General features: G+C 45.3%; 19 protein-coding genes and 1 riboswitch. Of the genes, 10 read left to right on the top strand and 9 right to left on the bottom strand.

The window, feature by feature from the left end:
- Positions 1 to 143: 143 nt before the first annotated feature.
- From hutW to hutZ, 3 genes are read left to right on the top strand one after another with little or no spacing between them, the layout of a single operon-like run.
- On the top strand, positions 144 to 1,577 hold the full coding sequence (gene hutW, locus J4N45_RS21440) for a heme anaerobic degradation radical SAM methyltransferase ChuW/HutW (protein WP_252016849.1): 1,434 nt from the start codon (positions 144 to 146) through the stop codon (positions 1,575 to 1,577).
- 8 nt (positions 1,578 to 1,585) lie between these two features.
- Entirely contained in the window at positions 1,586 to 2,092 is a 507-nt protein-coding gene (gene hutX, locus J4N45_RS21445) for a heme utilization cystosolic carrier protein HutX (RefSeq protein ID WP_042471836.1), read from the top strand.
- Between the two features lie 59 nt (positions 2,093 to 2,151).
- The gene (gene hutZ / locus J4N45_RS21450; RefSeq protein ID WP_252016851.1) at positions 2,152 to 2,688 is read left to right on the top strand and encodes a heme utilization protein HutZ; all 537 of its coding nucleotides are present in this window, start codon (positions 2,152 to 2,154) and stop codon (positions 2,686 to 2,688) included.
- A 79-nt stretch (positions 2,689 to 2,767) separates the two neighbouring features.
- Here hutZ and J4N45_RS21455 read toward each other — a convergent pair whose 3' ends face one another.
- Positions 2,768 to 4,120, bottom strand: a complete 1,353-nt coding sequence (locus tag J4N45_RS21455; protein WP_252016853.1) for an MATE family efflux transporter — start codon at positions 4,118 to 4,120, stop codon at positions 2,768 to 2,770.
- A 101-nt stretch (positions 4,121 to 4,221) separates the two neighbouring features.
- Between J4N45_RS21455 and J4N45_RS21460 the strand changes: the two genes are divergently transcribed.
- On the top strand, positions 4,222 to 5,169 hold the full coding sequence (locus J4N45_RS21460) for a LysR family transcriptional regulator (protein ID WP_252016855.1): 948 nt from the start codon (positions 4,222 to 4,224) through the stop codon (positions 5,167 to 5,169).
- Here J4N45_RS21460 and J4N45_RS21465 read toward each other — a convergent pair.
- The 4 genes from J4N45_RS21465 to J4N45_RS21480 form a co-directional block, all read right to left on the bottom strand.
- A complete protein-coding gene (locus J4N45_RS21465; RefSeq protein WP_252016857.1) occupies positions 5,166 to 5,903 on the bottom strand; it encodes a DsbA family protein in 738 nt (245 codons plus the stop codon). The two genes, J4N45_RS21460 and J4N45_RS21465, sit on opposite strands and share 4 nt — an antisense overlap.
- A 23-nt stretch (positions 5,904 to 5,926) precedes the next feature.
- Complete coding sequence (locus tag J4N45_RS21470; RefSeq protein ID WP_252016859.1) at positions 5,927 to 6,445, bottom strand: protein disulfide oxidoreductase; 519 nt, start codon at positions 6,443 to 6,445, stop codon at positions 5,927 to 5,929.
- Positions 6,438 to 8,498: a protein-disulfide reductase DsbD family protein gene (locus J4N45_RS21475; protein ID WP_252017215.1), complete on the bottom strand. Its 2,061-nt coding sequence runs from the start codon at positions 8,496 to 8,498 to the stop codon at positions 6,438 to 6,440. Before J4N45_RS21475 ends, J4N45_RS21470 begins: the two co-directional genes overlap by 8 nt.
- Before the next feature lie 1,321 nt (positions 8,499 to 9,819).
- The gene (locus tag J4N45_RS21480; protein WP_252016861.1) at positions 9,820 to 11,532 is read right to left on the bottom strand and encodes an ArnT family glycosyltransferase; all 1,713 of its coding nucleotides are present in this window, start codon (positions 11,530 to 11,532) and stop codon (positions 9,820 to 9,822) included.
- A gap of 319 nt (positions 11,533 to 11,851) precedes the next feature.
- Positions 11,852 to 11,915, top strand: a riboswitch (Fluoride riboswitch).
- Between the two features lie 116 nt (positions 11,916 to 12,031).
- On the opposite strand from J4N45_RS21480, the gene J4N45_RS21485 reads away from it, so the two are divergent.
- Together J4N45_RS21485 and J4N45_RS21490 are read left to right on the top strand one after the other, a co-directional pair.
- On the top strand, positions 12,032 to 12,724 hold the full coding sequence (locus J4N45_RS21485; protein WP_252016862.1) for an iron-sulfur cluster assembly scaffold protein: 693 nt from the start codon (positions 12,032 to 12,034) through the stop codon (positions 12,722 to 12,724).
- A gap of 15 nt (positions 12,725 to 12,739) precedes the next feature.
- Complete coding sequence (locus J4N45_RS21490; RefSeq protein ID WP_252016863.1) at positions 12,740 to 13,717, top strand: GGGtGRT protein; 978 nt, start codon at positions 12,740 to 12,742, stop codon at positions 13,715 to 13,717.
- Between the two features lie 47 nt (positions 13,718 to 13,764).
- Here J4N45_RS21490 and J4N45_RS21495 read toward each other — a convergent pair whose 3' ends face one another.
- Together J4N45_RS21495 and J4N45_RS21500 are read right to left on the bottom strand one after the other, a co-directional pair.
- Complete coding sequence (locus J4N45_RS21495) at positions 13,765 to 15,927, bottom strand: bifunctional diguanylate cyclase/phosphodiesterase (RefSeq protein WP_252016864.1); 2,163 nt, start codon at positions 15,925 to 15,927, stop codon at positions 13,765 to 13,767.
- A 12-nt stretch (positions 15,928 to 15,939) separates the two neighbouring features.
- A complete protein-coding gene (locus J4N45_RS21500) occupies positions 15,940 to 16,962 on the bottom strand; it encodes a phosphate/phosphite/phosphonate ABC transporter substrate-binding protein (protein WP_252016870.1) in 1,023 nt (340 codons plus the stop codon).
- A gap of 295 nt (positions 16,963 to 17,257) precedes the next feature.
- Here J4N45_RS21500 and J4N45_RS21505 point away from each other — a divergent pair, with 295 nt between their 5' ends.
- Positions 17,258 to 17,932: a hypothetical protein gene (locus tag J4N45_RS21505; RefSeq protein ID WP_252016872.1), complete on the top strand. Its 675-nt coding sequence runs from the start codon at positions 17,258 to 17,260 to the stop codon at positions 17,930 to 17,932.
- A gap of 8 nt (positions 17,933 to 17,940) precedes the next feature.
- Here J4N45_RS21505 and J4N45_RS21510 read toward each other — a convergent pair whose 3' ends face one another.
- A complete protein-coding gene (locus tag J4N45_RS21510) occupies positions 17,941 to 18,342 on the bottom strand; it encodes a hypothetical protein (protein WP_128650289.1) in 402 nt (133 codons plus the stop codon).
- Positions 18,343 to 18,503: 161 nt separating this feature from the next.
- Between J4N45_RS21510 and J4N45_RS21515 the strand changes: the two genes are divergently transcribed.
- The 3 genes from J4N45_RS21515 to secF all read left to right on the top strand — a co-directional run bounded on the left by J4N45_RS21515 (position 18,504) and on the right by secF (position 21,834).
- Complete coding sequence (locus J4N45_RS21515) at positions 18,504 to 19,001, top strand: hypothetical protein (protein ID WP_252016873.1); 498 nt, start codon at positions 18,504 to 18,506, stop codon at positions 18,999 to 19,001.
- Between the two features lie 101 nt (positions 19,002 to 19,102).
- On the top strand, positions 19,103 to 20,929 hold the full coding sequence (gene secD / locus J4N45_RS21520; protein WP_252017216.1) for a protein translocase subunit SecD: 1,827 nt from the start codon (positions 19,103 to 19,105) through the stop codon (positions 20,927 to 20,929).
- Between the two features lie 74 nt (positions 20,930 to 21,003).
- Positions 21,004 to 21,834 carry a protein translocase subunit SecF gene (gene secF, locus J4N45_RS21525; protein ID WP_503058229.1) on the top strand — a complete coding sequence of 277 codons (831 nt, stop codon included), beginning with the start codon at positions 21,004 to 21,006 and terminating at the stop codon, positions 21,832 to 21,834.
- A gap of 23 nt (positions 21,835 to 21,857) precedes the next feature.
- On the opposite strand, the gene J4N45_RS21530 is transcribed toward secF, so the two are convergent.
- Entirely contained in the window at positions 21,858 to 25,004 is a 3,147-nt protein-coding gene (locus J4N45_RS21530; RefSeq protein WP_252016876.1) for an HD domain-containing phosphohydrolase, read from the bottom strand.
- Between the last annotated feature and the right edge of the window lie 37 nt (positions 25,005 to 25,041).

The raw sequence follows: 25,041 nt of genomic DNA on the forward strand, positions 1-25,041 counted from the left end.
CGTGCAGTTGGTAAATGAGATTATGTATCACAACGAAAATAAGATCAATTATCAATTGCATTATCAACTACATCAAATTATGATCATCTCAGTTTTAGTTTAAGCCTTATACAACAAGGCTTTGAAACCAATCATGAGCTGTTATGAAAATTGATTTAAGTCAACTTAATGAATCGCATTTCGGAGTAAGTACTCCGGATCCGTTGCGATTCGCATTTGGAAAGAAAACTTCACCGCACGCAGGCGGGATGGGTATGCCAGTGCCGTCTGAGCGTTATGGCCAGCTGTTTACTGACTTAACCGAGCAGTCTACCACTCGCAGTAACAAGCGCTGTCTGTACATTCATATTCCTTTTTGTCGAGTGCGATGTACGTTCTGTAACTTCTTCCAGAATGCTTCAAGTCGAAAATTAGTCGATGACTATTTTGATGCTCTGATGAAGGAAATTGAGATTAAGTCACAGCTAGAGTGGACGCAAAGTGGGCTGTTTCATGCAGTCTACATTGGAGGAGGTACACCAACAGACCTCTCACCAGATCAAGTGGAGCGTTTAGGTAAAGCAATACGCGCTTCATTTCCTCTTGCGACAGATTGTGAGATTACCTTAGAAGGTCGCACAAACCGCTTTAGTGATGAGATGTTTGATAAAGCGCTTGAGGGCGGTTTCAATCGTTTCTCATTTGGTGTTCAAAGCTTTGACACTAAAGTAAGACGAAGTGCAAAACGCCTCGATGACCGAGAAGTTGTCATGGAGCGAGTGTCGCAACTCGCAGCACGTGATGAAGCCCCAATCGTAATTGACTTACTCTACGGACTTCCATATCAAACTCTAGAAGTCTTTGAGCAAGACCTAAAAGACTACATGGAGACGGGCGCCCATGGTGTAGACCTGTATCAGCTTGTTGTCAGTGGCAGTGCGCCTATGCTGAATCTAGTGGAAAAAGGGCGCTCGGAACCGCCGGCGTCATCAGCAGAAAAAGCCGCGATGTATGAAATGGGTGTGAACTTCATGAACAAACATTTCGTCAAACAGTTAAGCGTCAATCATTGGGCTCGCGACAATAGAGAGCGCAGTCAATACAACAGCGTGGCAAAAACCTTCGCAGAAGTGATGCCGTTGGGAGCAGGCGCTGGTGGCAATATCGGCGGATACGGCATGATGCATCATAGAACACTTGATGCCTACATGGAGGCGATGCGTACAGGAAAGACAACCATCGCCATGATGAGCAAGCAAAGTCGTTACGAACCGGTATTAGCGAGTCTAAAAGCAGGCTTTGATAGCGGTGTTGTGCGTCGTAGTTTATTGGTCAACTTCGAAGGCGAGGACACCTTCGACCTTCTGCTGCCGCTCTTTAATATTTGGCAGCAAAATGGCTTGGTAGAACTTCATGACGATTATCTTGTGTTGACGGTCGCTGGTGCATTTTGGTGTGTCACTCTAGCTCAAGGTGCTATCGCGGCCATCAATACACTCATCAAAGACAAACCAGTTATGCCAAAGGGCATGACTATGGGGCACGGTAAAACTATGCCTACTCATAAAGACAACAAAGCAAAAAATAACGCTGCATAGGAAAGAAAATGACAACTGAATTGAAGCAAAACGTTGCAACTATCTTAGAACAAGACCCATCGCTCCTACCGGCTGCTATTGCAGAAAAGCTTGGAGTGAGTGAGCGCGATGCAGTGTGTGCAATGCCTGAAGAAATGGTCGCATTTGCAGATGGCGATATTGCGCAGGATGTTCTGGAGTCAATTACGACTTGGGGACCAGTAACCACTATCGTGCACTCTTTTGGTTCCATCTTTGAAGTGAAGGCACCGTTTCCGAAAGGAAAAGTTGCACGCGGATATTATAACCTCATGGGTAAAGAAGGTGAGTTGCATGGTCACCTCAAGTTAGACCTTATTAAAACCGTTGCTCTAGTGAGTAAGCCATTTATGGGCAATGAGAGCCACTACTTTGGTTTCTTTGATGAAACAGGTAACAACGTCTTTAAAATCTACTTAGGTCGCGACAAAAAGCGTGTCCTTATCCCTGAACAAGTAGATAACTTTAAAGCGCTACAGACAAAACTACGTGGCTAAGCAGCGTAACAGCAACATTCAAATTAAATTATAATTATTAGAGAAAGTGAGGTTTCAACATGGATCAACAAGTTAAGCAAGAGCGCCTGCAGGGACGTCTTGGACCAGAAATTAAAGAGTTTCGCCAGGAGCGTAAAACCATTCAATTGGCAACGGTTGATGAAGAAGGTCGTCCAAACGTAAGTTATGCGCCTTTTGTGCAAAATCAGGATGGCTACTTTGTACTGATTTCACAAATTGCCCGTCATGCTCGTAATCTTGAGCAAAACCCGAATGTGTCTCTAATGATGATTGAAGACGAGACCGAGAGTAAACAGTTATTTGCTCGTAAGCGCCTAACATTTGATGCGGTAGCGACCGTGGTAGATCGTGAGTCTGAACAATGGCAGCAAGTGATTGCTCAAATGAAAGACCGCTTCGGCGAAATTATCGATGGTCTAAGCCAGCTGCAAGATTTCATTCTGTTCAACTTAAAAGCGGAACACGGCTTATTTGTTAAAGGCTTTGGTCAGGCGTATCAAGTCTCTGGTGATGACTTGGTTGACTTTGTTCACTTGCAAGAAGGTCACCGCAAGGTAGAAAATACAGAAGCTTAACTAGCCATAACACCAATCATCAAAGCCCTCTCGACAGGAATACCGAGAGGGCTTTTTCATTATCAAGTCAGAGTGTTCGCTATGCTGTGTGAGCGTTTGAAAATGTATCGAGCTTGGTTCTTTTTAGCTCAAACACCAGTTGTGCTAGCAATAACAGCCCTGTTGCCGCTAGACCAACGAGTATGCCTCCCCAAATCCCAGCGAGCTCATAACGAGCCATCAATAGCCATGCAGCAGGTAGACCAAACACCCAGTAGCCTATCGCTGTCATCACTGTAGGCAGTACGACGATTTTCATACCTCTTAACAGGTTGATCGCGAGCAACTGCCATGCGTCGACGACAAAGCTTAAGGCAACGACCCAAATAAGAGATGCAAGCATATCGGTCAGCTCATGCTCACCTTCACCATCAAGCTGGAATAGGCTGGCAATCGCTTCTGGCCATACGATGAACACTATCGCTAACACCGCACTTAGGACCGTCACTAGCGCAAAGCTACGTTTGGATACGGCTTTTACGCCAGCTAAGTTATTGTTACCGAACTCTTTGCCAACCAGAATCGCTGCTGCTTGAGAGAAGCCGAAGTTAATATTCCAAGTAAAGCTCAGGCATTGCAGTAAAATTTGGTGCAACGCTAGTGCCGTAACGCCAATAAACCCAGCCATTAAGGTGCCACCATAAATTAGCCCCATTTCTAGTGCGGCAGCGATAGCGATAGGGATACCCATTGAAAGCAAAGGCAGCATTAAACGCCACTCATATTCGTCTAGGTTAAGCCAAGGCGCGAATCTGTAGTAGGTAGGGCGCCTAAACACCCAATAACCATAGCCCAACAGAACAAGTGAGGCGGCAAGTGTTGTACCAAGCCCAAGCCCTGCAATACCCCATCCCATGTTGAAGGCGAGGAGATAGCTAAACGGTACGTTCAAGGCAACGGTTGCGAGTGACATAATCATGACAGATTTAGCGTCACCGTAATTACTGGTTAAACCACGGAGGATCAGTAGTAACAAGGTTGGAAGCATGGCCCACTTGAGTGTATCGAGGTAGGTCATTGCGACGACAATCACTTCTTCTGGCTGCTTGGCCATTCTTAGAAAATCAGGAGCAAAGACAAAAGCTGACGTTAGTATGATAGTCAGCAAAATTGAAAGCATGAAAGCCCCTTTGACCGCAAGGCGAACCTGTTTTAAACCATGTTCAGGTCGTGCAACGCTTTGTCCGTACGCAATCGCGATCAAGTTAGCCACGCAGCCTACAGTACTGCCCGCTACCAGAAAAACAAAGGTATAGACGGACGCACCTAACCCGCCACCAGCAAGGTCACTGACACTTAATTGCGCCATCATCCAGACGTCAGTCAGGACCAACGCCATAGCGATGAGCTGTGAAATGATTAAGGGTGTCGCGAGTGACAAGATGCGTTTCATGGATAACCTCTAATGATAATAGGTGTATTTTAGATGCATAATTATGGTGTTCAATTAACATTTGTGTCACTCTGGTATTCCTTCAGATCATGTGAGCAATTATGAATCCATATTCGAACATTCCGTATTCACACAATGCCCTAAAAGTGTTTGAAGCTGTTGCAAGGCATATGAGCTTTACGACTGCTGCTCAGGAGCTTCACGTCACGCAAAGTGCTGTAAGCCGACAGGTGAAGCAGCTAGAGGATGATCTGAATGCATCTTTGGTTATTCGTCGTCATCGCTCGATTCAGTTAACGCTAAAAGGGCAAGCGCTCTATGAAGTGTTGGGACGGAATTACGCGGCTTTGCAATCGCTTTTGAACTCATGGAAAGAGTCGGAAGCAAAAAAAATCGTCATTCGTGCAGCGCTAAGTTATGCCACTCGTGCTCTATTGCCTAAGATCCAGCAATTGAACGAACGTTTCCCAAACTATGAAATTGCCGTTATTCCTGTCATTGACGAGGAAGAGAGTTTAGGTAAAGGGGATTACGACTTATTTGTGTTCACCACAAGAAATAGCGAAAGCTATGACAATGATCCTGAAATATTCTTTATGCGCGAAGAGTATATGGCGCCAGTGTGTACTCAGCAGTTGATAGGAGATAGGCGAGATATTGAGCACTTACTGACGCTTCCTAGGTTACACCCAACTCTCGACCATTTAGATTGGCGTGCGTGGTTAAATAAGATTGATCACACTGATAGAAAGGTTCCTCGTAACTCGACCTTTTTTACCCTCGATTTGACGCTCAGTGCTTGTCTGTCAGGTCATGGTGTGGCGGTCACTGATTTGTTACTTGCCCTTCCGGAACTTGAGCGGGAGTATCTTGTATGTCCAGAGAATGCGATGATACATCCGAGTGGTTGGCGATATTTCTGCCACCAAAGGACAGAATCACCCATCGTAGAAGAGTTGGTCGATTGGTTGAAACAAGAGACTGTCGAAGAGCTCAGAAAGCTAGAACAGCTTTCTGAGCGTCATGGCTGGGGACCGATCGAAAGTTAGCTTTTTTGTTCGGCCTGATGTTTCTTCACGATCTCTTCAAGTTTGTCATAAGGGATAAATCCCGGGATAACCTCATCACCAATGAACATGGCTGGTGTGCCGCGAAGTCCCAATGCAACGAATGTTTTGTAGTTCTTTACAAGTGATTCATTGATCGCTGTATCACCGGTTAGGTATTCCTCAGTGCCTGTCTTTTTCGCAACCGCTTCTATGGAAGATTTGTCATGCAGGCCTGGTTTAGCAACAAGTAGACGATTGACCTCGGCAAACTTCTCTGGTGCGTTTTGCCACACCTTAATGGCAAATGCGGCAGAGTTTGTCTCCAAGCCATCGATGACTTGCTGCTTAAGAGGCACATAGATATTGATCACTTTTAGATCTGAGTTCTTGCCAGCCATTTTTGCTAAAACATTGTCCAAGCGTTTGCAATAAGGGCAGTTGTAATCGGTAAAGTTAATGATGACAGTACCGCCTTCAGGGTTACCCGTCACACTGTGGATCGTCGTGTCATTTAACCAGGTTTCACTTTGCTGCTTTGCTTTTGTTAGTTGCTTTTGATTTTCAACATACTGCTGAAGGTTGGCATGAAGATCTGCGATGATTTCAGGGTTATCACTCAGTAGCTGATGAATCCCTTCTAATTGCTGTTGTTGCGCGCTGGTGAGTTCTGCATGTGAAAGTGCTGGCAACATAGCTGCGATGCTGACTGCGATTGAGATAATTGTCTTTTTCATGTCTTTTTCCTTGGCTCAGTGAACTACTGAGCAGATAAAATTCTTAACCAAAGTCCCATCGGTGTGGTAACACCTGTGGAGATGTTTTCAATTTGGCCCTTATTGATGACGGCGATGGTAGGCGTAACTGTAATGTTCCATTGACGGCTAATAAGACTGTTCGGGTCGTTGATCACTGGAAAGTGGTAGTCTTTTGCTTGCATGTATTGTTTTACGCGCTGATTGGGACCCGATGAGAGGGCTACCGATACCACTTGGTAGCGCTCTGAGAACCAATCAATGGTTGGGCTTACAAATCGACACGCTCCGCACCAGGTCGCCCAAAAATAGAGGACAACCGGCTCTTGGTGACTTTGCTCAATAATATCAACGGGGATATTGTCGAGTGTTACCGCTTGAAGAGCTGGAGCCTCCCCATTCGGCATATCTAAACTTCGATACCAATCGAGAGCGAGAGAAATCAGAGTGACCAGCACAAAGATGCTGATAAGCTCTTTGCTCCATTTAAACAATGTGCCTTTCCAACTTTTGCGTTTAGCCATTTGGAGTCCCACTTGCCGCATTAAGTGCTTGTGTTATCGCCTCAGAGGTGAGTATTACAGGCAGTGCAATTCCCTCTGGATGGTTAGGTCCGTAGACAATATTGAATGGCACGCCAAAACGGCCATAACTTTGCAGATATTTTGTGACGCTGTCACTTGGTGTTGTCCAGTCCCCGCGCATTGTCACTACGTTGCTTTGTTGCAGCTCGCTATAAACAGGGTCTTGGAGGACGACACCAATCTTGTTGGCTTTGCAGGTAATGCACCAATCTGCGGTAACATCAACAAAGACGGTTTTTCCATCCGCGACCAGCGCTGGGATAGAATTGGCATCTAATCGCTGCCAATTGAGGTTATCAACGATTGGTGTCGACCAACTATCTGCAGTGATGCTGCCGATAATAAGCCCTCCACCAAGTGCAAACACCGAAAAGCCCGACATCAAAATCACCGCTTTTTTCCCAAACGTCTTACCTACCAAGATAAAGACGGTCAGTAAAATAATACCGATAATAGCGGCGGTTGCGGGCTTGCCGATAAACACCGAGAGCAAAGAGGTTAACCACAAGCTTGTGAGCAGCATCATGGCGCCAAACAGAACCTTGAGTTTATTCATCCATGGACCTGGTTGTGGGAAAGCTTTCACTAAAGACGGGAAAATGGTGAATAAAATCCAAGGTAAGCTCATTCCAACGCCTAGGGCGACGAAGATAAGCCAAAGCTCGCCATAACTTGCACCGAGTGCGTAGGCGACGGCGGTACCAAGAAAAGGCGCACTGCATGGCGTTGCGAGCAAAGTTGCAAACATACCTTGGATGAAGTGTCCGCCGTAACTCTGATCGCCTTTCGTTGCTAGCCACGTATTCATAGAGCTTGGTAGCTGGATATTGAACAGTCCGAGTAGGTTAGCGGCAAATAACAGTGTTACAACTGCCATGAAAATGATGAAGCCACTGCTTTGAAATTGGATCCCCCAGCCGACCATGTGACCTGCCAATTTCAACGCACTGAGTGCGCCTGCTAAAATCAAAAACGAAGTGATGATGCCAGCGGTTGAGGCGAGGAATGATAGACGAACCTGCTTTGCGGATTGGTTAGCGCCGACAATGATGGAGTTAAGCTTCATTCCCAAGACGGGAAGCACACAGGGCATCACATTGAGAATCAGCCCCCCTAGCAAAGCAAAGCCTAACATCCAGATTAATCCACCCTCGCTCGGTACCGATATTGGGGTGGTAGATACAGTGGTCGAAGTTTCTGCCAGTATCAGTTCATCGGATACGGTGATCTGAACCGTTTTGTCTGAAATATCTGCTTCACCAAGCCAGTTACTTACCTGATAGGTGGCATAAAGAGCATGACCCTCAATGGTAAGCTTGGGCTGAGAGAAAAACTCATTCGCTACCTCTTTTCCATCGACCAAAATAAACGGTTTTTTCCAGGTAGAATCCGTCGTTAGTTTGAGGGTGAGTGTTTGCCCTTGTTGATTCCAATAGCTCTCGGAAACCTGAACTTGTTCAGTTTTCTTTGGCGTTAAACTCATACCTTGACCAAACAAGTACGCCGCGTCGGAATCAAGCACAAGTGAGCTCGGGTCGATGGTAAGCTCGATAGGGTAATCGGCAATAACGCAGATATTCGTACAACTTGGCAGGCGCAGGTTAGCTTTTAGCTGCACAGGTTTAGATGGATCAGTCACCGTAACGATAAGAGGGAAGCTGACCTCATGTTTGTAGCCGAGGGTCAGCACACCTAATTGTTCATAATAGGAGGGTACCGGCCAATGCCATTCGATGTCGTCGATGTTGGTTGAGTCGCTCCAATCAAACTCAGGAGCAACACCACCTTCGCCAGGACTACGCCAATAGGTTTTCCACTCTCCATCTAATTCAACATCTAACACCATCTCCATTTGACGAGTGCTGGGATCAATGTGTCCAGTAGAAAGGGCTCGCACTCTAACGGGAGGGTGCATAGGGTCTTGTACCCAGCCAGTAGACTGAGCGACAGAGGTCGCGCTAAAAAATGCAGCGGTGCTCGTCAGCAGAAGCATAAAAGCAATGCTGATTTTTCGTCTTAAAGACGAGGTAATTGCGAGTGCCATCATCGGGGCACGTCTAACTTCAGTGTTTTCGTTCGACACAGTATTCTCCAAAAAGTAATTAATAGACCTTGGTGAGTACTTTTTTATTCCCGAAATGTGCAGAGAGTGAGATGAAGCCGGTTTTTCGGTGGAGCTTCGTCCACACGTTGTGTGGCTTTATGCTGAGGTTGGCGAGTAAATAGGATTGCGGCAAGCGCAATAAGAAACAGTATGGGTGTAAAATCTTCCATGTTAGGAAGGGAATGGGTCAGCAACTTTTTAGTCACAAAGCAGGGCTCTTCAGTCGAAGCAGTGTCGTGCACAATATGATCGACTGATTCTGCGTTGAATAGGTCATTGACGCTTAAATGACTAGATAGCGTAACTTTAGAGGTCTGAATTTTGCTGTGGTAGGCGACATTCGTTTTGAGGGCGCACAACAACACTACCATTAAGGCAGTGAATAGAAACAGAGCGCGAAAAGTGTTGTGCCTAAAAGTATGCAAAAAGTGTTTTCTCAATCGTTGATTGGAAGGTAATAAACCACCCAGTTAAGACACGACTAAGTTAACGTCTTACTGAAAAACGTCAAGTGAAAAACGTCAAGTGAAAATAATTACCCAGATTATGGGTAGGTTGGGTATCGATGTGCAGGGTGAATGGGGTGAACAAAAAGAGCAACCTAGCATTGCTCTTTTTCAGAGTTAGTGCGCAGTCTTTACGCTGCTTTACTGACTAATCGTAATATCGCTTTGTTGATCCCGATAAGATCGTTAACAGAAGTGGCGCCTCTTATTGCATCCATGAGAGATTCCTTGCTGCAGCAAGGGATAACATCAATGTTTTTTACCTTTCCCTCAAGAGTGTTCTTCATTAATTCAAATTGTTTCTGTTCGAACATGTTAGTGAGCCTGTGACGTTGTTGTATCTGTTTTGTACCGCTATCTTACCTGTTTATTGTGACAATTTAGCCTTAAAACTTGCAACAATCGGTCAAACAGCGGTGTTTGTATCTTTATTGTGCGCACATCATAGTGCGTTATTCGATTAGATTCCAATGGAAAGAGGCTATATCAATCAAGCTACTATTGGTTTGGTATATCAGATTACTGGTGCTGACTTTTAACTGATTGAAACTAGGTTGATCCTGAGTTGGTATTTTGTAACGTATTGTTAACCCGTTGCTTTGGCTTTCATTAGGTGCATTCAGAGATGTGATCTAAATCTTGATTAGATTGAAAGAAAGGCCCCTGTCCACAAGGATGCAGGGGGCTTTTCAAATGGGTTTCTTCTATTTCCCAGAGAGCCAGAACACAGCGTCTCTGACTTTGTCACTTCTCGGCGTACCTTTAGCCAGTATGTCGATTTGAGTGTCGGGTCTAAATCCGGCAAACGTCACAATATCTTGAAGAGAATTACTTCTATCTAGCAGAAGATAGTCGTAATCCGGGTCGACACCATCAAGAATATCTTGCGCGCGGGCTCGGTCAACCTGCGGGACTGCCCAGTCATGATAAAGGAAGAATATAGAGGTCATGGTTTCCGAAAAATGGTAACTGGCGATACGGTCACGCTTTTGTTCCGGTACTTGTTCAACAAATGCTTGAAGATCAGGCTTCATGTCTTTTGCAATATCGATAGCTGGGAACAAGTAAGTAAATGCGCTCGAGAAAAATAGCGCCGTCACTATCGCCATCTTTGTCCATTGTGGCCAAAGTTTGCGTTCAACAACTAGCATTAGTGCAATAGCAATCAATGGGATTAACGCAACTAGGTGCCAACTGCTTAGCCATTCCATTAGTGCTTCAGGAATTTTCTCCTGAGGTAGCAAGTTAGCCCATAGAGGGACAACGGCGAAAGCCACCAAGACGAATGACATTAGTGCAATCCATCCACGGCGGTACCAATCAAACCATTTGCCTGAGAAGGTGATGAGCGCATCTGCGATCATGAGAGCGAACAACGGCATCAAGGGTGCCAGGTACATTGAACGTTTGGTTACTGAATAAGACAAAACAAATATCGCCAAGGTAAACCAAAACGCCAAGAAGCCATCAATCCAAGTAAGTTGCTTTGGTTGGCGCAGCTTATAAATGAAATGTCCGAGCCATAGCAATAATAGAGGTGTCCAAGGGGCGCCGTATTCTAGGACACCATTGACATAATAAAAGGGTTTACCCGCGTTGTTGTGCCCAAGGGTATTGGTCGCGGAGCCAGTTAGGCGACCTACTTGATTGTCCCAGAACCATGCCTTCCAAAGTTCTGGTGACGCGGTCTTATAGAATGGATAGATCCAGCTTGCGGCAACCAAACACATGGCAGCAATACCAATAATATGCATCAGAACAAACTGACCCATTGGTGCTGCTTGTTCTGGGAACTGCTTACGAAGATACACAGCTCTACTGATCAACGGAACCCAAGCAAGACCAATACAGAGGACGATCGCAACGGGTCCTTTGCTTAAGAATGCGAGACCAGTGAATGCGCCAGCGACAACGAGAAAGCCCAGTTTTTGTCGCAAATAGGCTTCACTGAATGCCCAAATAGCGGCAATAGTGGTAAACATAAGCGCGGCGTCGACACGGAGCCAATGGAAATTCAGTACAAACCCCTCAAGCGTGCCTAGTACGGCCAGTGCGACCCAAGCGAAGTTTTCTCCTTTGAACAGATAGGCGATGCGATAGGTCGCCGCCAGTGAGCCTAAGCACAGTAGAGCGAGCGCCAAACGGCCTGCCATAATGGCATCGAGACCCGTTGCGTGCATAAATAGAGTTGAAACAATAAAGAAAACAGGTGGCTTCTCGACGAATGAAATCCCTGCAAACTGAGGGATAATATAGTCCCCAGTTAAGTACATGCTGTGAATAATCGCAGCGACTCTGGGTTCATCTGGCGTCCAGACATCATGATCAAACAGACCACTAAATACCACAGCGACGATGGCGAGTAGAAGAATGAATTTCCAACTCTGATTTTGGTCGCCAGTTTGTGTTGTTGACACTTTTTATCTCCAATTATGCTGCGCACTAATAAAGCTAGCTTGCGAACCTAATATTAAAACTTGTTATAAAATAAAAGCGCTAGATTTTAAAATTCTAGCATGTAGGCATCAACACTTTGTGTATGAAATCTATACTTTTATCCGGTAAATTTAACGCTTATCTGACAGGAGCATACCGACCAATAAGGTGCGTTTATATGTTGTTTTTGTAACGTTTGATATAACTATACTTACAAAGGGAAGGAATAAAGAGTCGAATAATTATGACGAATTGTTCTAGTGCGAACTATTGCAATGAAATGTGACTTAGATCTAATATTGCCACCAAGGTGATGGGGTTCCACCTACTTAACCGCCATTTGGCTGATGACTCCTACAGTTTCAGAAAACAGGTGTAACTTGTCTTTGCGTTATTATTGCGTGGGACTGGTTCTGTCGACCACTGACTGTAGTTCATAAGCCGATTCCTACGCCTGTTTTCCCGTCATAGGAAAACACAATGCAATACTCTCAAGAAATTCAATCAATGTGTACAATTCAGCAAGGGGCACTGCATCCATCTGCACCTATTCCTGTCGAAGGTCGCTGGTTAAACCCAAAAGACGTGATTGCTATCTCTGGTCTCAGTCATGGTGTTGGCGCGTGTGCGCCGCAGCAAGGCGCTGCCAAGCTCACCCTCAATGTTAAGAACGGCATTGTAGAGGAGGTCTTAATTGAGACCATCGGCTGTTCTGGAATGACCCACTCGGCCGCAATGGCGTCGGAAATCCTTACAGGTAAAACCATTCTTGAAGCGATGAACACTGATTTAGTTTGTGATGCTATTAACGTTGCGATGCGAGAGATATTTTTGCAGTTCGCCTATGGACGAACTCAGTCGGCGTTCTCTGAAGGGGGACTTGAGGTAGGGGCTGCGCTTGAAGATCTAGGCAAAACTCAGCGAAGTCAAGTTGGCACAAGCTACTCGACGCGTGCTAAAGGTCCAAGATACATGGAAGTCGCTGAAGGTTATGTCACGCAGCTTGCACTAGATGAAGACAATGAAATTATCGGCTATGAATACCTTAACTTAGGGAAAATGATGGCAGATGTGGGTAAGGGCATACCTGCACAAGAGGCGGTGGCAAACGCTACAGGGCGTTATGGTCGCTTTGATGAAGCTGTAAAAACCGTTAATCCACGTCAAGACTAAGCTGAGGTACCTATTATGCCAATCACTAAACAATCACTATTAAATGAAATGGGCTTCGATACATTAGAGCAAGCCTACCAATACTGCTTAGCGCAAGATATCGATCCAAAGAAACTCGTTTTAGAGACACAACCCATCGCGTTTGAAGACGCTTGCAATGCGTATACATTGGGTGGTGCACTCGCTCTATATCGTCAGGCAAATAATGCTCAACAGGCTGCGCTCAGTATCGGTGAAGGGCTTCAGGCATTTTGCAAGCCGGGAAGTGTGGCGTCACAGCGAGAAGTTGGTCTTGGTCACGGTGCGTTGGCTGCAAGACTCCTTAACGAAGAAACTCAGTGTTTTGCTTTTCTAGCTGGTCATGAGTCATTTGCCGCGGCAGAAGGCGCAATCAAAATTGCCTTGAACGCCAATAAGTCACGTATGTCACCGCTCAAAGTTGTACTAAACGGCCTAGGTAAAGATGCTGCTTATTTGATCTCTAGAATCAATGGATTCACCTACGTCAAAACCCAATATTATTATGAGACGGGTGAACTTGAAGAGGTGAGCCGTAAGCGCTTTAGCCAAGGTGAGCGTGGAGAAATTTTATGTTATGGGGCGGATGATGTTCGTGAGGGTGTGGCTATCATGCACGAAGCCAATGTCGATGTCAGTATAACCGGAAACTCGACTAACCCTACGCGATTCCAGCATCCGGTCGCGGGTATTTATAAATCAGAGCGTCTTGCTTTGGGCAAAAAATATTTCTCTGTAGCATCAGGAGGCGGTACAGGTCGTACTCTTCACCCGGACAACGTGGCAGCGGGTCCAGCAAGCTACGGTATGACAGATACAATGGGTCGAATGCATGCTGATGCGCAATTTGCTGGTAGCTCATCGGTACCGGCTCACGTTGCCATGATGGGCTTTATCGGAATGGGCAATAACCCAATGGTAGGGGCATCGGTTGCGTTGGCCGTTGAGGTCGACCAACATTTAAACCGTCAATAGAATAACTAAGGGCATTCGATAAGAAAGAATGCCCTTGTTCCTACACCTTACACCTTGAACTCTACGACGTTCGAGTTACTCTCGTTAATTAGCCTTCGCACAAAATCATCAACCGGCATTGGTTTATCAAAGTAGAACCCTTGTCCTACCTCACAGCCAATTTGTGCGAGTTTTTCCGCTTGTTCAAGCGTTTCAATTCCTTCAGCTACGACGAGGAGATCAAGGTTATTTGCCATTGCAACCATTGCTTGGACGAGCTGTTGGTCTTTAGAGTCAGCGATAATGTCTCTGACAAATGACTGATCTATCTTGATGCCATCGACGGTGAATCGGCGTAGATAGCTAAGCGATGAATAACCAGTACCAAAGTCGTCAAGCCAAACTTCGATGCCACTCGCACGGATAGCCTTTAGCGTTCTTTCTGCCTCATCTTCGTCTTGTAACAGCAAGCTCTCAGTAATTTCCATACGAATGGTGTGCGGTGGCACATGGTATTTCTCCATGTAAAACGCGAACATCTCAACTAAATTCTGACGATAGAGCTGCTTCGACGAAATATTGATCGAAACATGGAAGTCGTGTGAGAAATAGGGCATCCATTGCTGAATTTGAAAGCACAAGCGTTCAATTAGCCACTGACCTAAAGGCAGAATCATAGCGGTTTCTTCGGCAATAGGAATAAAATCACCAGGAGGCACAATTCCAAGTGTTGGATGGCGCCATCTCACTAAGGACTCAGCACCCATAACCCGTCCTGTTTTGAGGCACACAAGAGGTTGGAACCATAATTCAAACTGCTGTAAATCCGCGAGTGAGCGGCGTAGCTCCCTTTCAATATTGGCGCGATGTACAACAGACTTGAACATCTTGGGTGTGAATACTTTGTGCGTGTTTTTGCCATCAGCTTTTGCGCGATACATGGCAATATCAGCATTCTTGATTAGGTCTTCAGCTGTCTTTCCATTCCTTGGGTAACGAGCGATGCCGATACTACCACCTACAACAAGCTCTTCATTTTCCATCAGAATTGGGGAGCGTACCGCTAAAAAAATCTTCTTAACAACAGCGTCGACGTCTTCTGTTGTTTTCAGATGTGGAATCAACATGAGGAATTCATCCCCGCCGATGCGGGAAATCATGGTTAACGGATGATCATTGGTAATTTCTCGTGCACAGCGGGTGAGTTTCTCTGCAATGCGCATAAGCAGGAAATCGCCACTGTCATGGCCATAGTTATCATTGACGACCTTAAACTCATCAAGGTCGAGGAAGAGTACGCTAAATGACGTTGCTGGATACGACTTGATAGTCCCTTGCAAATGCTGAATGAAACGCGTGCGGTTGGGTAAATCCGTGAGTGCATCGTGATAAGCTAAGTGAGAAATCTTTTGCGTACGATGCTCAAGTTTGGTCGCCATCGATTGTACTGCGAGGGTCAAATTGCCGATTTCGTCTTGTCGCTCCTCGCTATTCATTGTCTGAGCAAGTTTGAAATCACCGCGCCCGATAGACTCGGCTTGCTTAGTAAGCTGAACAAGTGGGCGGCTCCATCTTCTCGATATTATAGCGGCCATTAATCCAGATAGTGACAGAAGCAGAACCGCTGCAGCCAACACTCCGACATATAGCGCATCTTGAGAGCGCTTATTTGTCGCTTCAATAAGCGTAGCCATGGCAGATATTTCGTTATCCACCTTGTCTAGAGACATTTCTAGGTAAATCCCACCGATAGTTTCATCGGCAGCTCGAATAGGGCGAATAACGACTAGGCTTGATTCCATAAACATATGAATCGGTTTGCCATTCGCTATAACTTGCTTTACATCAACAGCGAAGTTAACAGGCCTTCCTAGTTGCTCTAAAGAAGGGTCTCCATCATGAAAGACGTTGCCTTTCTTGTCGAAAATAATCAGGTGCTCAATTTCTTCCATCTGAAGCAAAGGCTCGATTAGGTAACCTGCTTCTTCAAGGTTATACATGTAAAGTGGGTCGAACATAGCTTCTGCAAGGTATGTTGACATTTGAGTTGCACGCTTACTTAGTTCGGTTCTAAATGTCTTACTGTTTTGAACGGTGAGTTCTTGCAACAGTCTTTCAGAGTGGTTTGACGATAACCAAAGGTGCACTGCAGCACTGGTCAACGTCATGACTACGGCTAGCGCAAAGGTCACTAGCATATACTGCCCTTGTAGTCTTAAGTTTAACTTCATCTTATAACCAACCTAATTTAACCATAACTGTTCTATTTGAACTCGGGATTGGTTGTAGTCTGCTAAAGACTGCAACCGCTCTTTGGACAAACGATCAAACTTTGTGGTTTTTTGAAATTTATAGAGCGCAGCTTTTCCTTCCTCTGATTTGTTAGCATTCACCAAGATTTCGATGATTGCAGAGCGTACATTTGTGTCTAAATCACCTCGGAGTAAAATAACGCTACGAGGAACAAATTCAGTACGATGAATAATTTCCATTCCTGGCTTAATATGAGGTGGCATATCCCCTGAGTCTTCCCAATTTGTGTTGGAAAAAGCACCAACATCGGCTTGAGAGTGGGCGACCCATGTTGAGAGCGAAATTTCGTCTGCTCGACGCAAAATATCTGAAGTCAGTACTATATTAACTTTATCCGCTGTTGGCGTTTTTGGAAGTGAAAAATGAGGGGTTACTTCTAATTGATGGCTGAGTAAGCTCTGTATCGGCATATAAAACCCAGACGTAGAGCTTCTATCTTCTAGGACTAGGATTTTTCCATGTAGATCATCAAGAGACTGGATACCGCTATCTTTTCGGGCAAAGAATACGGTCTGATACTCTGGATGACCTTTTTTCCATCGGCGCAGAACGATGTCCCCCTGGTAATCTTCTTGAAGTTTTAGAGCAGCAAAAAGTGTTTCCGATACCATATCGACTTCGCCGTTTTCCAACCATTGACCAAGCTCAAAGATAGAGTCGGTGACTTTTACGCGACCGCTGGTATAACCATAGTCAGTGAGCCCTTGGCTGACATATTTCGCGAGTGGGGATGAGAAAACGATATGTTTACGTGCTTTGTTGCTTAAAACGCCAATAGTAAAGGTTTGGTTCTTGGCATCATGATTCGAGGGTGCAGCAAAACCTTGACTGCTTAAAGTAAGCGTCATGGTTAGAATAAGGCAAAAGATATACTTCATACGCGCAGTATCCGCTTTATGTAATCTTATTAAAGGTATATTAGGTGATAGCTCTCGACATTCGAGCTTAATCACACATCACGATTGAAAATTTTGACGCAGAGAATGGCTGTAGATCGTGTAGTAAGTGCTTATTATTGTTATCTATATCTAGTACTAGCATTGGCGTTGTTGATAGTTTAGTCGTTGTTATAGTGAGAAATGTTAACATAAACATTTCGCGCGTGAATGTAAGTGGCGAGAAAAATTTTTCATATTCATCGACTTGAGCCCATTTATTGACGATCTGCATGCCCACTCAAACCACAATCAATTAAACTCTTTGGCAATCACGCCGATACAGAGGTGCGTCAAAAAAGAAAGCAGGTAAATGAGTTTGAAGAAAATAGCAATGGCACTTGGAGTGTTGACGGTACTGCTTAGTATAGGTGCTGCTGTCGCCTATTACTTGGGTTACTTTGATCAAGATGAACCCGTAGCGAAAAACGAAGCACGTCAAGAAACGGTTGCCGATAGTATCGTTGAGCCAACAACGATTGAAGAGCCCACTCCTGCACCAGCTCCTTTACCGACTCATTATTACGTCTCACGAGCTTCGGAAACCGTCTACACTCAGCCAGAAACCAACTCTGTGCCCGATGGTATTGCCTATTATGGTGAGCGTTTAAGTGTCATGGAAAGACGCGGTGACTGGATACGTATAGCGCCAATTTACCAGTTAGAAGAGGGCGCTGAAGAAGTATCGCAATGGGTTGATTCAACGTCACTCTCTACTAAGCAAGTTAAGCTAGAGGGGAAAGTTTGGCTAGATGTACTTAAAGATTACATCGAAAACAGTGACAACTATATGAGCTATCAAGAAGCCTTTCTCGATGCGAGTACTAAGCTTATTCGACAACGTCGATGTCGCCTTGCTGACTTTGAGGAAGTTGGTGGTTGGATAAAATCAATCAATCACCAGGATAGTGTGTACTTCACCTACTGCGGCGGGATAGAAACCGAACACAAGATCTACTTAAATGTGGCAAGTGGTGAAGTATTCTAATCTGGAAGTTACCAAGGAGACTGATCTCGTTCTTTCTCAGCGGCTCTAGCCATGTCTCTTACGCACTGCTTTAGACGTTTGATTGCCGTGAGATCACCGTGCTCGATGTGCTCAATGGGCGCATAGCCATTGAAAACGGTTGAGTTGTTTCTGACGTTGATGAAATTATTGATAAAGTGAGAGCTTTCGAATGCGGTACGTAATAGACCGTCGATTTCTACGATGAGGTGGACGCGCTCAAACGTAGAGGGTCCAATAGGTACAGTAGCCGGCGTCACTTTTAGTCGCGCGTGCTGTTCCTTTGATAGCTCTAAGATAGCTTCTGTTTGTTCATTCGACGCGCCCCAGCCGTCCAACACACCGAGCGCGTACTTGACCAAGGTAAGTCTTTCATTCTGTGACAGTTCCATTGCCAACTCCATTCCACCACTGCTTTTTTGAATATAGTTGCTTAGCTTTGTTACCTCAAGATGACTGCTAATTTACCAACCTATGTTTTAGCTTTTTTTATTTGTCTTTGAAGAAGTATGGGAACATAATGCAGATCTTCAACTAATATTGGTTTTTCCTTTTGAGTCAGTTCAGTTTGTCGTTTTTCCTATCTTTGATTGTCGCGTTTTTCGCGCCAATGGGAATTGCTGCGTCTGATATAAAGGATACTAGGCTTGATACAGCGGGAACAACGTGGCAATCGTCGTCATATAATCATTTCCTAGCCATATCGCATGAACCTTCATCTCGGCTTGCAAACAAGCTAAACCAGCGCCAGTCAAAACCGAATAAACCAACTCGACCAACTTCGAACTCTTTTGGTGAGCATGATGCTCAAGGTATTCTGTCATCTTGGCGATGGATTGGTGGCGGCCATGAATCTCGAGAGCAAGAAACACCGCACTACACACAAGTTGCTGACTTTGGTGCCTCTTGCTATTTAGAGCAATTCGCTGTCAATGGGACGACTCGACTACTCACACCTTTTTATTTCCGTTATGCATCGTCGCAGCACCGACTTAGTGGCTGGAAAGACGGAAATACCCTCTACGTCTACTTAAACTCACTCTACGCATAATCTCCATTATCTGAATAAAACGTTCATGCTCGCGCACAATTTGTCGTGGGAGCTTTGAGCTTGGTTCTATTTTATTTTCAGTCTCTTGAGACTGAGGAAACATTATGCGTACAAAAAAACAATCTAGAGCAGTGCTAAACCATTATTCCACTTGGAAGTATCTGGTTTTAATCGTTACTTGTGTCATGTTGGCACTGAGTGCTATGCCTTCATGGTTTGGCGAGAAACCTGCTATTGAAATCAAATTGAGTCAAACCAACGAGCACTTAAATAGCCCATTTAAACTTAGCTCTCTACTTGAAGGGCAGGGTGTAGATTCTAAGTCTATTAAGCTTGAAAACAACGTGGCTCAGCTCGTCTTTGACAATGAAGTTGACCAAACCAAGGCTCGAAACGTACTGGGTGAGTGGGTTGGTAAAGATGACACCATGTCTTATTCCTATACCTCCGTGGCCCCTCAGTGGTTGCAGTCGATGGGCTTTACGCCAATAAAGCTTGGTCTTGACTTGCGTGGAGGGGTGCAATTCTTACTCAATGTCGATGTTGATCAGGCGGTCTCAGAGCAGCGTGATGCTGTTATTGATGAAATTAAAACTGAGCTACGTAAAGAACGAGTTTTTGGTGTCACTGTTAGAGCCGACCAGCACACGGGCATTCTCGTGACATCTAACGAAAAAGGGAGAGAGATTGCCGTTCGTAAGTTCATCAATGCAAATTACCCTGAATGGCAGGCAAAAGGCAAGGGTGACGCGCTTTCCATTTCAATGCGAGCGCAGTCGTACACAGAATTTGAAACGTTGACCATGCAGCAAAACCTTAAAATCATGCGTCAGCGCATTGAAGAGCTGGGTATTACCGAGGCATTGGTGCAGCGTCAAGGCAGTACAGGTATCCGAATTGAACTGCCGGGTGTTCAAGATCCATCGTTGGCCAAACGCGTCATTGGTGCGACGGCAAGTCTTGCGTTTCATGAAGTGAGCACATCATCAAATCCTATCTCAACACTAAAAATCAAAGATGACCAAGGAAAATTGGTCACGCTTGTGAAGAAGCCTGTGCTGACCGGTGAACACATCGTCAATGCTCGCGTTGGTTTTGACCAAATGCATCGCCCTGAAGTGGATATTTCTCTCGACCATGCTGGTGGTAAGAAGATGAGCGACTTCTCGGCGACTCATATTGGTAAACCGATGGCGACAGTGTATCGAGAATATGGTGTTAATGCGCGCGGCGAAACTGAGCGTAACGAGAAGGTCATTAGTGTCGCAACGATACAATCTCAGCTGGGTAGTCAGTTCCGAATTACAGGCTCTGGTGATCTCGAAGAGGCGCAGCAGTTGGCATTGTTGCTGCGTGCAGGTTCATTAACCGCACCTGTCACTATTGTTGAAGAACGCACTATTGGCGCTTCTCTAGGTGCTGAGAACATTCAAAATGGCTTTGCTGCACTGGCGCTAGGTTTAGGTCTTACTCTCACGTTCATGGCGCTTTGGTATCGCCGTTTAGGTTGGGTTGCTAACGTAGCTTTGATACTAAACATGTCATGTCTATTAGGGCTTATTGCTCTTGTACCAGGAGCGGTATTGACGCTCCCTGGCATTGCCGGTTTGGTATTAACAGTGGGCATGGCAGTGGATACCAACGTGCTCATTTTTGAACGCATCCGAGATAAGCTTGCTGAAGGTAGAAGTTTTGCACAAGCCATTGATCAAGGATTCAATTCGGCTGTTGCCACTATTCTTGATGCCAACATCACGACCATGATCACGGCCGTGATTCTCTATGCCATCGGTAATGGCCCTATTCAGGGTTTTGCACTAACACTAGGGCTTGGTCTGCTAACCAGCATGTTTACAGGGATCTTTGCATCCCGCGCAATCATTAACTTAATTTGGGGGCGCGACACTCGTCGTGAGGTGAGGGTTTAAGCGTGAAAGATTTCTTTAAGACTAATATTCGACGTATTCGTTATTTAACCAACGTGTTATCAATTGCATTAGTGGTGCTGTCCGTCGCGGCAGTTGCTATGCGAGGATTGAACTTTGGCCTAGATTTTACTGGCGGTGTTGTTTCGGAAGTACAGCTTTCCAGCGCGACTACACAAAGTGAACTGCGAGATACATTAACGCCAGTACTGGGTGAGGGCATCTCTGTAACTAAGTCTGGAGAAGAGGGACGTTGGACGATTCGTTATTCGGCCGATCAAGGTGCGGAGAAGCACAACGCATTTAAACAAGCTCTAGCCGATGCTTATCCAAGCTCAACCATCGTAAGTGACAGCATAGTAGGAGCGCAGGTGGGCCAAGAGCTTTATGACCAAGGCGGTCTAGCGTTACTGGTATGTTTGCTGTGTATTTTAGGTTATCTAAGCTTTCGTTTTGAATGGCGTTTGGCTAGTGGTGCACTGGCTGCGTTACTTCATGATGTCGTTTTGGTGTTGGGCTTTTTTGCTTTAACGCAAATGGAGTTTAACCTGACCGTGTTTGCGGCGATATTGGCGATTTTGGGTTACTCTCTAAATGACTCGATCATTATTGCGGACCGCATTCGTGAGATTCTAAAACTTAAGCCAAACGAGAAAACGGCTGACGTCAGTGACCAAGCTGTCATTGCGACATTTGCTAGGACCATGGTGACATCGGGCACGACATTGATAACGGTCGGAGCGCTTTGGTTACTGGGAGGTGATGCATTGCAAGGGTTTGCAACGGCAATGTTTATCGGTATCTTCTCAGGTACGTGGTCATCCATTTCGATGGGTACAGTGATCCCTGAGTGGTTGCACTTAGAAGGAAAACACTATCTTCCAGTCGAGATAGACACCGCCCCTTAACGCTCAATTGGCCAATACCTCAATTAGAGGTATTGGCTTTCATCTACTTCATCGATTTGCTCTTCAGATAGAAATCGCTCGGCATATTGCAGATAGATTTTACTGCGAATAAACAATCGGAATACCTCTATATCCACGTGCTCATCTAGCGCCATTTTATGAAGAATGTTCAATGACTGGCTTATCGTCTTTGCTTTCTTGTATGGTCGATCTCCAGCGGTTAATGCTTCAAATATATCGGCGACAGCGAGAACGCGCTCAGGGATAGAGAGTTCCTCTCCTTTAAGCTTTCTTGGATAACCGGTGCCTTTCATTGTCTCGTGGTGCGTAGTAGCAATACGAGGGACATTTTGAAGGTAGTCTGGGAAAGGAATGCTGTTGAGCATCTTAATCCCAGTGATCATGTGTTCATTGATCTTGTAACGCTCTTCGGGTGTGAGCGTACCACGAGAAATCGATAAGTTGTGCAGCTCGCCCAGATTATATTGATGCTCGGGGACATCGACTTTGATCCCTAACTCAGGTGGGAACGTGACTTCAGTGGTACGTTTGATGACATGCTGGACTTTGTCACTGAGCAATGTTTCAGTGGTCGGCAATGTAGGTCGCTCTTTAGGCATGCGAAGCTCTTCAACAGGGGATAACCCTAATCGGTCATCAAAGTGCCTTACCCAAGTCTGGCCACCAATGCCGCTCAGTTTTTGCTTGTCTTCATCACTTAAGAACTCGCCGCCAACGTTGGTTTTTGCGACAAAATCAAATTGAGCCATTAGCTCTTTTTTACGAACGTCGAGTTGAGCCATGAGTGGCCCAATGTTCTCGGGTTCATTAAGCTGCTGCTTTAACACCTCGATTTCTGCGTCGCGCCACAATACCTCAAAACGCATTCGGACCTCATTAATCCGGTTGTAATTCGTCTCTAGTTTGGTGCCTTTATCAACCACGTACTCAGGTGTTGTGATTTTTCCGCAGTCGTGTAGCCAAGCGGCGATTCTGAACTCTCGGCGCTGATCTTCATTTTCAAATCGGAACGCTCTAAACGCCTTAGATTTATCCTGTTCAGCTGCTTGAACCAACATGAGAGCGAGTTCTGGCACGCGCAAACAGTGCGCTCCTGTATAAGGAGATTTATCATCGATGGTTTTTGCGACCAATTGGATGATCGACTCAATAAACTCATCTTGAGAGCGCTGGAACTGTTCAAGTGACTGAGCCATATCGTAGATAGATGTGGAAAGTTCGTTTAACTCTGAAATCGAGCTTTTATGAATGGTGACTTTGTTGTATCGCCTGTGCTTTATCTTTTTCGTCTCTATTACTAGGCGTTTGATAGGTGTGGAGAGCGGCGTACTTGCAAACCAAGCTATAGGGAGCACGATGAACAGTGTGCCTAGTATCCACATGACGTTTACGGCAACGTAGTGATAAGCTTTTTCAAGGATATTCTGTGTTGGGATAGAGATTATCAAATATTCGTTTGGTTCACTGCTTACTTTATCAAGATAAATGAAGTGTGGAATACCCTCTATCGTGGCCTGACTAATGGTGCCAAAGTACTTTGGCTGTGAGAGTTTATCGAGGATAGCTTGGTTTGCGAAGTGACCGTAGCTCTCGCTGGACGTTTCGAACCATTTAGCTTTAAGCCGTGCTACCACTCCGATTTCCTCTAAGTGTGTAAGGCTTTTATTGATGAGAGCAACATAGGGCTCTAGGTCTTTTTTTGCTAGATAGGTAAAGCGATTAGGCAATAGGCGATGTGGCTCTAAAACCTGCAGCGATATACCTTCGTGTTTGATGCGGTCGACTTTAGTTTGTAATACTTCGGCGATATCCAATACAGCTGAGATACGCTGTGAGGTGAGATCTTTGAATGCCTCTTCGTAGGAATCATAGTAATAAATGGTGAGGTCTGGATAAGCCTCTTGTATCGCGTCCATGATGCTCCAACCAGCAATTGCACCTATATATCTTTCCCCAATATTATCTAAGCTCGATATTTTTGCTTCATCGGTGCGTGTAGCGAGTGCGTAATCGACAGTGTAGAGCGTGTCTCCCTCCAACTGCTCGTTTGCGAGGTCACTTCCCTCTGCCACAGACTGCAAAATGTCGACTTTTCCAAGTCGGAAGTCTTCGACGAGTTCCCCCCAAGTTCTGCCATTCACAAACTGGAACTGAAGTCCTGTTGCATCAGAAATGAGCGTAAAGAGATCGGCGGTTAAACCGTATGGTTCACCTGCTATCGTAAAGTCTAAGGGCTCCCAGTCCGATTGATTAGAAAGTTGTAGGGGGGGGGAGTCAACAATCAGCGTAATCTCTTCATCCGTGAGTGGCATTGCTGTCACTTGCGGTAAACCTCGGCTTTTAGAGTCGTATGTGCTGGCTGCGATCATTTTGCCATTTGATTCAACCACGGAGACATTTGACTCTTGAAGCAGGTCGATTTGATCTAAACTGTCTTCAAACCGGCCGCCAAGTGAAGCCAAAGAAATATCGACACCAATTACTGCATCGCGGTCTGGGAGTCTGATGGAATACGTTTGCCCTGGAACACGCAAATTGTGAAAAAGGTAAGGCGCCGTTTTATGTACAGTATTTGCGTTGGTTTGAGCTTGCGAATACCAGTTACGTTGAGTGGGATAATAGTGACTGACTTCTACCGTTTCACGACTCAACGTCAAATCACTTAGGAAATATCTCGTCCTTTTTAACCGCTCACCATCGACAGTGACATGAGCGACAACCATCCAAGCTTCATCATCGAGTAAGGACAGTTGCTTCGCGATGTACTCTGGTTTCACATTGAAAAGTTGCAGGAAATCATCATTGTCATAGCCAATATAGATGCTGTGAAGAAACTCGTTACCCACAAATGCCGCCCCAAACAAGTCAATAAGCTCGGCTGGCGTTTTTCCTTTTGGGGTCGAGTTGAGTAAATAACCAAGCTGATAGGCAGCTTGTTGGCCCACTCTATCGAATTGTTCAAGTCGATTAGAAACCACAGAAGAGACAAGTTGATAGGTTTCCAGAGTACTCTCGATCTCACGCTCTTTGGTTAATGAGTAGATAACAGCCGCAGATATCAATGCCATTATCGTAATCGCTAATGTAATCAAAAGCGCGACGACACGTCGAATCGACAACTTCCTTATTGTTCGTTTTTTCGTTTCCATAGGTGGGGACTTCGTCCTATAGCAGCAAGCAAAATCT

It is taken from the genome of Vibrio sp. SCSIO 43140 (assembly GCF_023716585.1).
GTDB lineage: Bacteria > Pseudomonadota > Gammaproteobacteria > Enterobacterales > Vibrionaceae > Vibrio > Vibrio maritimus_B.

Excerpts from the sequence above, each read along its gene's own strand:
- J4N45_RS21510 (WP_128650289.1), bottom strand. The coding sequence starts at position 18,342 with ATGGAACTGTCACAGAATGAAAGACTTACCTTGGTCAAGTACGCGCTC.
- J4N45_RS21460 (WP_252016855.1), top strand. The coding sequence starts at position 4,222 with ATGAATCCATATTCGAACATTCCGTATTCACACAATGCCCTAAAAGTG.
- J4N45_RS21505 (WP_252016872.1), top strand. The coding sequence starts at position 17,258 with ATGAGTTTGAAGAAAATAGCAATGGCACTTGGAGTGTTGACGGTACTG.
- J4N45_RS21530 (WP_252016876.1), bottom strand. The coding sequence starts at position 25,004 with ATGGAAACGAAAAAACGAACAATAAGGAAGTTGTCGATTCGACGTGTC.
- J4N45_RS21495 (WP_252016864.1), bottom strand. The coding sequence starts at position 15,927 with ATGAAGTTAAACTTAAGACTACAAGGGCAGTATATGCTAGTGACCTTT.
- J4N45_RS21455 (WP_252016853.1), bottom strand. The coding sequence starts at position 4,120 with ATGAAACGCATCTTGTCACTCGCGACACCCTTAATCATTTCACAGCTC.
- hutW (WP_252016849.1), top strand. The coding sequence starts at position 144 with ATGAAAATTGATTTAAGTCAACTTAATGAATCGCATTTCGGAGTAAGT.
- hutZ (WP_252016851.1), top strand. The coding sequence starts at position 2,152 with ATGGATCAACAAGTTAAGCAAGAGCGCCTGCAGGGACGTCTTGGACCA.
- J4N45_RS21485 (WP_252016862.1), top strand. The coding sequence starts at position 12,032 with ATGCAATACTCTCAAGAAATTCAATCAATGTGTACAATTCAGCAAGGG.
- hutX (WP_042471836.1), top strand. The coding sequence starts at position 1,586 with ATGACAACTGAATTGAAGCAAAACGTTGCAACTATCTTAGAACAAGAC.
- J4N45_RS21470 (WP_252016859.1), bottom strand. The coding sequence starts at position 6,445 with ATGGCTAAACGCAAAAGTTGGAAAGGCACATTGTTTAAATGGAGCAAA.
- J4N45_RS21465 (WP_252016857.1), bottom strand. The coding sequence starts at position 5,903 with ATGAAAAAGACAATTATCTCAATCGCAGTCAGCATCGCAGCTATGTTG.
- J4N45_RS21490 (WP_252016863.1), top strand. The coding sequence starts at position 12,740 with ATGCCAATCACTAAACAATCACTATTAAATGAAATGGGCTTCGATACA.
- J4N45_RS21475 (WP_252017215.1), bottom strand. The coding sequence starts at position 8,498 with ATGCTTCTGCTGACGAGCACCGCTGCATTTTTTAGCGCGACCTCTGTC.